General features: G+C 42.5%; 8 protein-coding genes. All 8 read left to right on the forward strand.

Annotated features, from left to right (window positions below; all coding sequences use genetic code 11):
• Positions 1 to 359: 359 nt before the first annotated feature.
• The 8 genes from AACZ88_RS09530 (at position 360) to AACZ88_RS09565 (ending at position 13,132) form a co-directional block, all read left to right on the forward strand.
• Positions 360 to 3,629 (forward strand): TonB-dependent receptor, encoded by a 3,270-nt coding sequence (locus AACZ88_RS09530; protein WP_339709252.1) that lies wholly within the window; start codon positions 360 to 362, stop codon positions 3,627 to 3,629.
• 21 nt (positions 3,630 to 3,650) lie between these two features.
• Positions 3,651 to 5,363 carry a RagB/SusD family nutrient uptake outer membrane protein gene (locus AACZ88_RS09535; protein WP_339709254.1) on the forward strand — a complete coding sequence of 571 codons (1,713 nt, stop codon included), beginning with the start codon at positions 3,651 to 3,653 and terminating at the stop codon, positions 5,361 to 5,363.
• A 109-nt stretch (positions 5,364 to 5,472) separates the two neighbouring features.
• Positions 5,473 to 6,159 (forward strand): DUF1080 domain-containing protein, encoded by a 687-nt coding sequence (locus tag AACZ88_RS09540; RefSeq protein ID WP_339709256.1) that lies wholly within the window; start codon positions 5,473 to 5,475, stop codon positions 6,157 to 6,159.
• Positions 6,160 to 6,192: 33 nt separating this feature from the next.
• A complete protein-coding gene (locus AACZ88_RS09545; protein WP_339709258.1) occupies positions 6,193 to 9,378 on the forward strand; it encodes a c-type cytochrome in 3,186 nt (1,061 codons plus the stop codon).
• Between the two features lie 14 nt (positions 9,379 to 9,392).
• A complete protein-coding gene (locus tag AACZ88_RS09550; protein WP_339709260.1) occupies positions 9,393 to 10,643 on the forward strand; it encodes a VCBS repeat-containing protein in 1,251 nt (416 codons plus the stop codon).
• 46 nt (positions 10,644 to 10,689) lie between these two features.
• Positions 10,690 to 10,986, forward strand: coding sequence for a Dabb family protein (locus tag AACZ88_RS09555; RefSeq protein ID WP_339709262.1), 297 nt, complete (start codon positions 10,690 to 10,692; stop codon positions 10,984 to 10,986).
• A 19-nt stretch (positions 10,987 to 11,005) separates the two neighbouring features.
• The gene (locus AACZ88_RS09560; protein WP_339709264.1) at positions 11,006 to 12,226 is read left to right on the forward strand and encodes a Tm-1-like ATP-binding domain-containing protein; all 1,221 of its coding nucleotides are present in this window, start codon (positions 11,006 to 11,008) and stop codon (positions 12,224 to 12,226) included.
• 30 nt (positions 12,227 to 12,256) lie between these two features.
• Positions 12,257 to 13,132: a phosphoenolpyruvate hydrolase family protein gene (locus AACZ88_RS09565; protein WP_339709266.1), complete on the forward strand. Its 876-nt coding sequence runs from the start codon at positions 12,257 to 12,259 to the stop codon at positions 13,130 to 13,132.
• Positions 13,133 to 13,160: the final 28 nt, after the last annotated feature.

The following is a 13,160-nucleotide window of genomic DNA, read 5'->3' on the forward strand; positions in this document are numbered from 1 at the left end:
TTTTAGTAAATATTAAAATTCTTCTACTGATGTCTGTTTGATGTCTGTTTTAAAAAATACTCAAAAATACTGTATAATAGGGTGTTGGGACGTCCCACTACCCATCTTGGGACAGAATGGGCGCTCAAAACTGCCCAATTTTTCAAACCTAAAACTACTTTAGGGCAATCAAAACCAACTTAAAAAACAGCTGCAAATCTTCCTTTTATAGGCCATAGAAGACAAAACGGATTTGACATTTGGTTTCTAATAATTTTTACACGATCAACAATGCAAAAAATTATAGATCACTCAACTTAAAGAGGTACCCATGCATTACGCACTACCAGATAACAACCAACAATAAACCAATAATAAATATGAATAAAAAGCGAAAACATAGGTTTAATGGCCCAAAGATGAATATTGGAAATTTGTTCTTGCTCCCAATTAGATTTTTCTTGATACTTATGGGTATCAGTTCTTTTATTGTATATGGGAATCCCTCCATATCCAGAGCCCCTAATGAACATGCTTCGGAGAAATTAATAGAAGCAAAAGCTAAGAATAAAGAACAACAACCAAGAGAGATTACAGGGTTTGTAACCGATTCGGAAGGTACACCGCTAGCGGGCGCCAATGTTCTTGAAAAGGGCACGACCAATGGCATTCAGACTGATTTTGACGGTAATTTCAGTATTTTGGTTGCCCCTGAAAATACTACCTTAATTATTTCTTACATCGGATTCAGTACCAAAGAGATTTCCATAAACAGTGAATCGAATTATACCATAGCGCTAGAAGAAAACGCCTCAGGCCTTGATGAAGTTGTTGTAGTGGGGTATGGTACGAAAACCAAAGGTGAGCTAACCGGATCGGTTTTTAAATTGGATAAAAAACAACTGGAGTCTAAACCACAGTCCAATGTTTTCGAGTCTTTGCAAGGGGCAATTCCCGGACTGCAAATTGTAAACGGGGGAGGAGGAAAGGTTGGTACCGATGTGCCGTTTATCAGGTTAAGGGGAATAAGCTCGACCACCGGTGATGGTGCTGGAATTCTCATCGTTATCGATGGTATTGTTCAGCCAGAAAATAATGGTAGCGCATTGAATCAGTTAAATCCTGATGATATTGCCAATATTACGGTCTTGAAAGATGCCCAAGCAGCCATTTATGGAGCGCGTGCTGCAGGTGGTGTATTGCTGGTTACAACAAAAAAAGGCACTTCAAGCAAGCCCGTTATTGAATATTCCACAAATGTGTCGGTAAACACTGTTGGAGAGCACCCGAAGCGTGTAAATCTCGGGCAACATTTTGATATGCATTTAGAGGCCCATGCCAATGATGGTATTCAAAACCACTTCTATTCATATATAGCACCATATCTAGAAGACATTAAAAACGGTACGGGCCCAGCGATAATTCCAGGGCCTTTTACTGATACACCATACATGAGTACCAAGTCTATTGATTGGGTGGGGTACATGTACCAAACTGCCATTATGAAAAAGCATCAACTAAGTGTATCAGGTAGAACAGATAAGTCTAACTATTATGCATCGGCTGGTTTTTTAGATCAACCAGGGAATTTTAGATTTGGGGAAAATACCAATAAGAGATACTTCGCCCGGGTGAAATATCAGTTTGATATTTCCGATAAGTTATCTATTTCCACAAACCTTTCTATGGAGCGGCAGAACATTACACTGCCCATAGGTTATGATAGTGCAGTGTCGAATTCATTCGGTGTTTGGCCAAGCCACTTGATACGAACTCCAGAAGGTAATTATGCAAATTTTGGTGGGTTTCAAAGCCCGATAGCACACGCTGAAGCATTGGGTGACGACGAGCGGGTTTCTTATCGCCAAAACATTCAGGCCGGCCTTGATTGGAAACCGTTGATAGGGGTTACCCTCCACGCGGATATCGCTACAAATATTGACAATAATAAAAACTTTTATCAACGTAATATAGTGCAGTTGTATGACTGGGACGATGAACCAAGACAAAAAATCAATACCGTTAGTAGTGCAGGTTCAAGTCATTCGCTTACAGAACATGATGTAGCGAATCTTACCGCAAGCTATTTGGGTAACTTTGGCGATCATGCCGTAACAGTCTTGCTAGGTGCCGCACATGAAGAATTGCATTATGAAAGCTTCGGTGTGGCAAGAAAAAATTTAATCACAGAAGAGTTGCCTTCCTTTGCGCAAGGAGCCGATGAAGATGGACTTCCGACCGAAGTGAAGAATGGTTGGGTTATTGACTCCTATTTCGCCACACTAAGTTATAATTTCAAAAAGAAATACTTGTTGGATTTCAATTTTAGAAGGGATGGGTCTTCGCGTTTTGCCCCAGAAAACAGGTGGGGTAATTTCTGGGGAGTTTCCGGAGCCTGGGTAATTTCAGATGAGGGAATTATGAATGCTACGAAAGGATTTATAAACAATTTGAAACTACGGGTTTCCAAGGGAAGTTTAGGAAATCAAAATAATGTTGGGCTCTTCGATTTTCTTCCTAAAATTGCTTTGGGCGGCACTTATCTTTTTGGTGACCCAGATAGCCCGATTAGAACCAATTCAGCATTTATTCCAGCCTTGGCGAGCCCATCCACCACTTGGGAAACTGTAAGTATTGGTAATGTTGGTTTAGATTTTTCTTTGTTTGATTACGCTATTTCAGGATCTTTTGATTATTTCAAAAAAGATATTAGTGATTTATTGATTACCCAAGAATTTCCGACGACCATTGGTATTTCAACACCCTTGGTCAATGGAGGGGCCTTAACTGTCAAAGGTTGGGAATTGGCCTTGAATTGGAATGGAAGAATTGGAGAAGACTTCAATTTTAGAATAGGAGGTGTTCTCAGTGACGATAGCAATGAGATAACCACGTTAGACAACAAAATTCCCGCAGATGGATTAAATACTTTTGTTGAAGGCTATAATACGAATACCGCATTTTCTTTGAGGTACGACGGTCTTATTCAAAATCAAGAGGAGCTCGATGCATATGTGGCTTTAGACGGCACATCAAACAACCTCAGGATCGGGGATGCAAAGTTTAAAGATTTAGACGGGGACGGAGAAATTGAACCCGGTAAGCTATTTACCGAAATAGGAGATGAAGAGTCAGGTGATATGGTGGCGATAGGTGATGCGGAGCAGCATTGGGCATATTCGTTCACGCTTGGAGCCGATTATAAGGGATTTGATTTTTCGATGTTTTTTCAGGGCGTAGGGAAATGGAATATTTTTGATTCCGATAAACCGAGCAATTCGGCTTGGTGGGCCCCTTCATGGGAACATTTATATGGCCAGACCTGGACGCCTGACAATACCGATGCACTGCATCCAAGATTAACGACCAACGGTGCCATTGACGGTAACAACTATCGCAATTCCGACGCACCCTATAAGTGGATAAACAACAAGTATTTAAGGTTGAAGAATTTGCAGATGGGTTACACTTTTCCATCAGATGTGTTGCATAAAATCCAACTCGCCGATCTAAGAATCTATCTCAGTGGGTCAAACCTTATGACCTTTACTGGTTTAAAAGGTAATCAAGACCCCGAATTCCCTATAGCAAGAGGTCTTGTAACCCCCCTTTATAAGTCGTATTCCCTTGGTTTAAACATATCATTCTAACACCGAAAAATACAATATAAAATGAAACTTACAACGAGATTATTATCAATAATGGTACTGTTGTCCATATCTATTTTTTGGTCTTGCGAACAAAATTTAGATGACAATTTTGCAGAAACTGAATTAAGCGAAGCCACTTTTTTCAAAACTCCTGGCGATTTTAAACTTTTTGCTAATAATTATTATGATTTTTTGCCAGCTCACGGTACGTGGTCTAGAGATGATTGGAGTGATTTGACGACTAGTGTAAATGGTAATTCTATTAGTAGGGGAGACTATACGACTAGTTTTACCAGTGCGGTGTGGGATGATTCATATACGCTGATCAGAAGAACATCGACCTTGATAGAAAAAATCGAGAATGCTGACCTAGACCTGAAGGCAGAAATATTGCAGTACAAAGGAGAATCGCACTTTTTTAGGGCAATGGCCTATTTCAATCTATTGAGACAATTCGGGGGAGTGCCCTTAATAGATGCTCCTTTAAGCATAGATTCGGATGCCTTACAAGCACCGCGGAATTCCAGGGAGGAAATAGTAAATTCCATTATTTCCGATTTGAAAATTGCAGCATCTGATCTTACAAGTTTTGAAGCAATGGTTGCAGAAGACGAGGGTAGGGTAACAAAGGGGGCGGCCAATGCCTATTTAAGCAGAGTTGCACTCTTTGAAGGCACATGGCAAAAATACCATGGTGGTAATGGAGCCAATAACTTGCTCCAAGAGGCGGTGTCAGCGGCTAATTTAGTGCTATCCGAGGGGTATGAATTGTTCGATAGACGCGATGTACTGGGAGATGATAACTATAAATATTTATTCACCCTCGATAAAAAACAGTCTAACCCCGCCAATATCACAAAGTCGGGAAACAAAGAATTTATCTTGGTGGCCAGACGAGATGTAGACGAGCTTCCGCATAATTCAAGACCTGATCCCGTCAATGGATTGAATCCGACGAAAACATTGGCAGATATGTATCTCTGCACCGATGGTTTGCCTATTGATAAATCTACCTTGTTTCAAGCTAAAGGGCAAATAGATTCTGAATACGACCACCGTGATCCTCGTATGTTAATGTCCAGGCCATTAACGGTGTACTATAATTCGCAGCAGGCGGCATGGACCAGAAATTGGGCCGATTTAAACGATCCGACTAGAGGTACGCTCAATTTGGCTGAAATTCCAGGGCGCACGGCGACCGGTTATATCACCCTAAAGTTTATGCTTGAAAATGAGACTCCCAATGGTACTGATTATCCGGTGATTCGATTGGCCGAAGTGTTACTCAATTTTGCTGAGGCCACTTTCGAGTTGAATGGCGCTATTTCCGATAGCGATTTAGATAAATCGATTAACAAGTTGAGAGATAGAGTGGGACTACCTCATTTAACTGCTGCCTTCGTTGCCACAAATGGGTTGGATATGTTGGAGGAAATCAGAAGGGAAAGAACGGTAGAGCTTTTTGCGGAAGGCTTTAGATACGATGATTTAAGACGATGGAAAACGGCCGAAACAGTTCTGCCCGAGGCTCTTTTGGGAATAAAATACGGGGGTACCGAATGGGAGACTCATGCTAATTGGAGCGCCCTAACCCCGAGCTTGAATGCCGAAGGATATATTATAACTGATCCGGCATCGAACAGAAATTTTGAGGCCGATAAACATTACTTATTCCCTTTGCCACTTAGACAACTACAATTGAATAATCAACTAGAGCAAAACCCCGGTTGGTAACAGTATTTGATCTTAGGTGGTTTTTCTAGCCAATACTTAGACGATTGGCTAGATTTTTATAGCTAAAAAATCTCTTGAATCATAAAAATAAAATCAAAAAATAGAACAGATGAAAACAAATAGCATTAATCCACTTTTGAAGAAAGTTAGATACTTTTTCTTTATTTCAAAGATCCTATTAACAGTTGCCATCATCAGCAATGTAAGTTGCAGGGCACAAACTGTCCCTTCCACAACTTCCCTTTTTGATGGTAAAACATTAAACGGCTGGAAAACGGTTAAAGCGCATAATTTGCCCCTATGGAAAGTATCCGATAGCATCTTGGTGGGGGGAGACGGTGTAACCAAAATCCAGGAAAACACCTATGTATACACTACGAAGAAATATAAAAATTTTGAGTTTCGCTGCCTTTTTCGGTTAACGGGCGACCATAATACGGGATTGATCAACAGTGGAATACAATATCGGTCTACAATTAAAAACGGACATATTATTGGGTACCAAGCCGACATAGGCAAGGGATATTGGGGCGATATTTATGATGAGCACCGAAGAGGTAAGCTTTTGGGCGGAGAGCTTAGTACTTTAAAACACATACTGAACGAGGATGGATGGAACAGCTACATTGTCAGGTGCATCGAAAATAAACACGAATTGTACATCAATGGGGTGAAAACCGCTGAATATTTTGAGAGTGATACGAAGATTCCTGCAACAGGTGTTATTGGCATTCAATTGCACAGTGGGGGAAATGCCAAGATTGAATTCAAACATATAACCATTACAGAGCTGTAGCGGAACATAAGCATTAACATTTAGGAAAAATACATGAAAATTAAAAGAATAATACTTTTATATGGCCTTGCTATGGCCTTAACTAGCCTTGGGTGTAAAGAAAAAACGGAAACGGCAGATGCGACCAGTTCTGATGAAAAAGAGGAAATCGATTATAACCATAAAACGCATTCCGCACGTACCAAAATATTATCTCCTCAAGAGGAACTGGCAGGTTTTCAGGTTCCCGAAGGCTTCGTAATAGAACTTGTGGCCAGTGAAGAAAATGGCGTAGTCAACCCTATCCACATGGCATTTGATGATGCCGGTAGGTTGTGGACACAGACTGCTGAGATGTATCCTTTAGATCCAGTTACGGATATAGGTTGGCAAGAACTGCTAAAACTTATGAATGATCCTATCGCTCAGGAAAAGGATCCTGAATTTAGACGAGTTCTGGATTTGTATCGCGGAAAGACCAAAGGAAAAGATAAAATTTTGGTGCTTTCCGGGCTCTATGGGAAGAACAGCCTTAAAACAAATGTTTGGGCAGACGGGTTGACCATTCCCCAAAGTATCTTGCCCTACAAGAATGGAAGTTATGTGGCGCAGGGTTCGGAGCTTTTCTTTTTAGAAGACACCGATAACGATGGCAAAGCAGACAAACGAACACCCTTGTTCACCGGATTCGGTATAACCGACACCCATACCATGGCCCATGTTTTGGTTCGTGGCCCGGGCGATTGGATCCATTTTAGCCATGGGGCGTTGAACAAAGGGGAAGTGAGTTCCCTTGTGAGCGATGCGAAGGTGCGTATGGACTTTAGTAAAATCGCACGTTTTTCCTTAGATGCGAAAGAAATAGAACTAATCAACTCCGGATTGAACAATATTTGGGGTTTTAAGCTTAGGGGCAATGGTCAATGGTATGGCATGGAGGCCAATGACTTGGGGTATTCGGTGGTTCCGATGGAAGTAGGGACCGGTTTTCCGGGTATAGGTAGTGATCGTCTGCGACCCTACCAACCTTGGATGCCCGAATTACACAAGTTTCGTGTGGGAGGGACCGGTATATCTGGGGTTGCCTTCGCAGACGATCTGGAAGGAACATTTCCGGAGGAATGGAAAAATGTTGCTCTAATTGCCAATCCCATTAGTAGTGCCATTAATGCGGTGAAAATCGTGAGGAACAATGATGGTTCAGTTTCTGCTGAACACCTTCCTGATTTTTTGACATCGAAAGACGATTGGTTCAGGCCGGTGAATATGGAATTCGGCCCTGACGGATGTTTGTACATAGCTGATTGGTACAATAAAATTGTTTCCCATAACGAGGTGGCTACTACGCATCCTGACCGAGACAAGTCTCACGGACGCCTATGGAGAATACGCCATAAATCTCAAAAACCTCGGGAAATCCCAAATTTTTATGAAGTAAAGACCGATGACCTAGTTGATTATTTAAAATCCCCATCCATATGGGCGAAGCGTGCCGCATGGCACCAGATAAGTGACCGTCCTATTGAAGAGACCCGCAAATTGGCCAATGATCTCATAGCCATGGCTTCCAATGTTAAAGAGGATGAGATTACACGTATAATGGCCCTTTGGTCTCTCGAAGGAATTAAACATTACGACCAAAAGTTGATAATAAAATTACTAAATACAGCATCCGATGATCTCAGGCGGGAGGCTGTTCGTTCTTTACAGTCTTTTATGCTTAGCGCAGATGCCCTAGCCAATTTATTGGGTAAAACCGCTAAGGATGATAACCCGATGGTAAGGTCTCAGGTGTTAAGAACTTTAGAGGCGGTAAATACGGCAAATCTGAAGACTATCGGGTTATTGGTGGGGGGCTGTAATCCGCCACTTGAAGGGAATGCCATGGGAGGGGCATACGAACGTAATTTTGAAAGATATCTTGCCCGAAAGGCTTTGGAGAACTATCCAAATCAGTTATTGGATTTTATCGGGTCATCGGAAGCTGCCAACTATGATACTTCCAATCTAATTTGGGCAAGTCAGGCTTTGCCCCAAAAAGAACGGGAAGCGGTCTTTGTAGACCTATGGGAGCAAACGGATGATAAAAATTTGGATGAGGCCACCTTTGTACTGGTAACCGGAATGTTAGGAAATAGCAATGTTTTTAAGGCAGTTTTACCCGTTTTACAAAGCAGCCAAAAAGCACAGAAGCATGTTTCCCTAGCCCTGAATAATCTGGCATCGGTAAAATCAGAGGAACTGACCCGAGCCTTGGAGACTCCGATAAAACATTTATTGCTTAGCGGGGATGAATCTCGTCAACATATTGGTTTGGAGGCTGTTGGAAAACTAAATATCAGTTCCTTAAGAAGTGCTGTAACCCCTTTTGTGAATAAGGATTCTTCCTTGGAAACTATGAAACTTGCGATGCGAGCGCTGATGAATGAACCAAGGAAAAACAGGGCAATCTTCAAACGGATCGCGAAAATGGAGACTTTGGAGTTGGAGTTGAGAGCTGCTGCCATTGAGACCCTTGCCAAATCGGATATGTCATCCGCCAACAAAACGTTAAACGAATGGATACCGAATTTGAACCAATCCCAAAAAGAATCGGTGAATCGAATATTGTCCAATTCTAAGGAAGGAAGCTCGCTTTTGAAACAACTTTTGGAAACAGGAGTCCTGAAATCACAAGAATTTGACCTGTCAAGTGCAGAAAAGGTATTTGCATCCGATAAGGAAGATGTAAGGGGAAAAGAACTTTTTGATCAAGTAAAAAGTAGAATCGAAGAGGAGAAGAAGGCCTTTGAGTCTAAACTGCAGCGATTTATGACCATTGCGGAGAAGGGGAGCGGTATACCGAAAAAAGGGAAAAAATTGTTTCAGGCTTGTCTTATGTGCCACAGCGTTGGTAGTGAGGGATATGATTTTGCCCCGGCATTGGATGGTTCGGCGTTGCGGGAAAACGAGGCGTTGTTGACCGCAATTTTAAATCCCGATGCAGCTGTTGAAAGTAGTTATGCGGTTTATAGGCTTACCAAGACAGACGGTAGCAATATCGAAGGATATCTGGTAAAAAAAGATGAACGCGGTACCACAATCGGATTCATGGGGGGGAGTAGTCAATTTATCCAAGTTTCTGACATCGCTTCACAAGGGTTCTTGGGGGGGCGTTCCTTTATGCCCAAAGGCCTCATTGATAATTATTCCGATGAGCAGGTGTCTGATCTACTGGCATTTATTAAAACTTTAAAGTAAAAAGGAAAGGTGGAATGATAAGTTTGAAAATTAAGATATTCATTTTGTCTTGCTCCGTGTTGTTTCCCTTAACAATCCTCTGGGGACAGACAAGTCAGATGCCATCCGGGGTGTCTTTTCAAAAGAAAATACTTTTAGATAGGTATGTCTCCGAGGGAGCTTCGATAGGTGATATCGACAACGATGGGCATAGCGATATCATTGCCGGACCATTATGGTGGCAAGGCCCGAATTTTAAAGTAGCGTATGCCTATGGCCCCGTTAATTATTTTCCAATAACCGGTCCTGGTCTTGAAGGGTACGCCACTAACTTTTTTACTTTTCCTTCCCTTATCGATGGAAATCGTTGGATCGATATTCTTCAAATTGGGCTCCCGGGAACGGACAGTAGGTGGATCAAAGATCCGGGAAAGAAATCGTTTCCCGTTAGTAAACCGGTACCTGAACCCCAATATCGTAAGGCCGTCGTCAATGTATGTCATGAATCACCAGTTTTGGTCAATGTCGTTGGTGATGAAAAAAAGGAATTATTGGCTTTCAGCGAAGGAAGGTTAATGCTTGGAATACCACACAAAAGAAATAAGGAAGGGTGGCAGGTATTTCCCATTTCCGAAGAGAATCAAAATCGTTTTCCAGTGTATTCCCATGGCCTAGGGGTAGGAGATATCAATGGGGATGGACTGAAGGATGTACTTGAAAAAAGCGGTTGGTGGGAACAGCCCGTACATTGGGATGGAATTACCCCTTGGAGTTACCATCCTTATCCGTTTTCCGAGGGAAAAGGAGGTGCCCAAATGTTTGTCTATGATGTAGATGGGGACGGCTATAATGATGTGGTGACCGCTATCGACGGTCACGGTTATGGGCTCTCTTGGTACGAACAAATAGATGATAAAGGGGAAATCGGTTTTAGTGAACATAAGGTGATGACCGATAAATCGGAAGACAACCCATTTGGGGTGTCATTTGGTCAATTGCACGCAATGGCCAGCACTGATATCGACAACGACGGCATTCTAGATATCGTGACTGGTAAATGCTATTATGCCCATAATGGGCGTGACCCAGGAGCGGAGGATCCTGCGGTGTTGTATTGGTTCAAAACCCGGAGACATGCAGATGGGTCGGCAGAACTTGTACCATATAAGATAGATGATAACTCAGGTGTGGGAAGACAGATTTCTGTGGGAGACCTTAATGGAGATGGTAAAACCGATATTGTAACGTCAAATAAAAAAGGAGTATTTGCCTTTATCCAGAAGTAAAGGAAAGAAAGGAATAAAAATCAATTTAATACCTAAAAATAGAATTATGACTAGACATTATGGAATGTTCCAGTTCAAGAAAGGCGTAAGCGATGTTCAAATCGATAATTGTTTCACCACTATGATGGCCATGGTAGGTCAAATACCTGGGCTATTGGACATGGAGTACGGGCCTTATGATAGTTCTGAAGGTCTAAATGATGGTTTTACCCATGGTTTTATCATGACCTTCGATAGCCCCGAATCTCGCGAAGCCTACCTGCCCCATCCCATTCACGAAGAGGCGAAGGAGGTGGTAGTGCCTAAATTAGAACGGGTAGTAGTTTTCGATTTCAACGTATAATCAATGTTGCAATAAATATATGGACACAACCAATAGAAGTATCGTAATGCTGGGTTGTTTTGACACTAAAGGAGAAGATTTTTCCTATCTCCTAAATTGTCTTAAGGCACAAAATCAGCGGATAATTACAATAAATACGGGAATAATGGAAACTGCGGTCGATTTTCCGATCGATGTTGACCAGATTGCCGTAGCTGCTGCTTCTGGTGATACATTGGAATCCATCAGACAGTCCAATGATCGAGGTCGGGCAGTAGAATTGATGGGAAAGGGTGCTGCGGTCATACTGGCAGACTTGGTTTTGAAAAACCAGATTACCGCTGTTATTGGTATGGGAGGCGGCGGTGGCACCTATATTATCTTGGAGGCTATGCAGGCGGTGCCTTTGGGGATTCCGAAATTCTGCTTGAGTACCGTAGTCGCCAAAGACCTGTCTAGGCAGATAGGAGTGAAGGATATTACCCTGATGTCATCTGTCGTTGATGTGGCCGGTATCAATCGGATCAGTAGGCTATTAATACGGCAAGCGGCAGCGGCCATTACTGCAATGGCGGAAACAAAAGTCGATGTCGCCGCCGATGTCAAAAAAAGTATCGCCATCAGTATGTTCGGCAACACGACCAAATGTGTGGATAAATGCACCGAACTATTAAGGGAGAAAGGATATGAGGTCATGGCTTTTCATGCCACTGGGGTCGGAGGAGCTACTATGGAAGCCTTGATTCGGGAAAGAGTATTTGATGCGGTGTTGGATATTACCACAACGGAGCTTGCCGATGAACTTTGTGGGGGCATATTAAGTGCGGGGCCAGAGCGACTTACTGCGGCATCGGAAATAGGTATCCCCCAGATTGTGGTACCCGGATGTCTAGACATGGTAAATTTTGCTCAAATGGATACACTTCCTAAGGAATACAAAACCAGAAAGCTCTACAGTTGGGCACCGGACGTGACCCTGATGAGGACGGATAATAAGGAAAACCAGATTCTGGGCAAACAGCTTTCCGAAAAATTAAAACGCTCCAACGCTGCTGTTGAAATCCTCATCCCTTTAAAAGGGATATCACAAATTGACAGTATAGGAGAGATTTTTTATGACCCCGTAGCGGATGATGCCCTGTTCGGATCAATAAAGGAAAATGCTAAGGGCCATTTACCTGTTGTTGAAATGGATGTGCACATCAATGATGAAGCTTTTGCCAAGAAATTGGTAGAACGCTTGTTGAAAATAATGCAGTAAACAAACGAATTATAAAAAAAATAGAACAAAATGCCGAATAAATGGACAGGGAAGGGTAACCCATATACCCGAGAAGAAGTTAGACATCGATTACAAAAGACCTTAGCTCAAAAGAAAGCCATTATTGGTGCTGGAGCCGGAACAGGAATAAGTGCCAAATTTATAGAAAAGGGTGGGGCCGATTTCCTGATTATTTATAATTCGGGACGCTTTAGGATGTCAGGTCATGGATCAACAGCCGGGCTAATGGCGTATGGAGACGCCAATGCAGTAGCTATGGAGATCGGGGAATTTGAAGTATTGCCGGTTGTTGAAGAGATTCCTGTATTCTGTGGAGTCCACGGATCAGATCCCCGCAGGAGAATGTGGCATTTTTTACACCAGGTAAAGAATATGGGGTTCTCCGGCGTGAACAATTTCCCTACGCACGCTATCGTCGATGGTAGTTTTAGAGATATTCTTGAAGAGACCGGTATGGGCTTCCATAAAGAAGTTGAAATGGTACGTTTGGCCTCGGAAATGGATCTTTTTTCATGTGTTTACGTGGCCACACCGGAAGAGGCCGTTCAAATGGCCGAAGTTGGCGCCGATGCCATCATAGCCCATGTGGGCACGACTGTCGGCGGATCGATCGGCGTAGTTGGCGCAACGGTAAATATGGACTTTGCCATCAAAAGAACCCAGGAAATTATTGATGCGGGAAAAAAGGTCAATGAAAATACTATTTTCTTGGCGCATGGTGGGCCCATCAATACCCCTGATGATGTAAAGATTATTCTAGAAAATACGACGGCCCATGGTTTTGTTGGGGCTTCATCTTTGGAGCGGATGGCGGTCGAATCTTCACTCACCGAATTGACAAAAAAGTTTAAATCCTTGGAACTTGAAATAGGTCTTACCCGTTAGAATGCGATTCAAAGACCTGGCATTTAAA

It is taken from the genome of uncultured Kriegella sp. (assembly GCF_963975415.1).
GTDB lineage: Bacteria > Bacteroidota > Bacteroidia > Flavobacteriales > Flavobacteriaceae > Kriegella.

Excerpts from the sequence above, each read along its gene's own strand:
- AACZ88_RS09550 (WP_339709260.1), top strand. The coding sequence starts at position 9,393 with ATGATAAGTTTGAAAATTAAGATATTCATTTTGTCTTGCTCCGTGTTG.
- AACZ88_RS09560 (WP_339709264.1), top strand. The coding sequence starts at position 11,006 with ATGGACACAACCAATAGAAGTATCGTAATGCTGGGTTGTTTTGACACT.
- AACZ88_RS09555 (WP_339709262.1), top strand. The coding sequence starts at position 10,690 with ATGACTAGACATTATGGAATGTTCCAGTTCAAGAAAGGCGTAAGCGAT.
- AACZ88_RS09545 (WP_339709258.1), top strand. The coding sequence starts at position 6,193 with ATGAAAATTAAAAGAATAATACTTTTATATGGCCTTGCTATGGCCTTA.
- AACZ88_RS09540 (WP_339709256.1), top strand. The coding sequence starts at position 5,473 with ATGAAAACAAATAGCATTAATCCACTTTTGAAGAAAGTTAGATACTTT.
- AACZ88_RS09530 (WP_339709252.1), top strand. The coding sequence starts at position 360 with ATGAATAAAAAGCGAAAACATAGGTTTAATGGCCCAAAGATGAATATT.
- AACZ88_RS09535 (WP_339709254.1), top strand. The coding sequence starts at position 3,651 with ATGAAACTTACAACGAGATTATTATCAATAATGGTACTGTTGTCCATA.
- AACZ88_RS09565 (WP_339709266.1), top strand. The coding sequence starts at position 12,257 with ATGCCGAATAAATGGACAGGGAAGGGTAACCCATATACCCGAGAAGAA.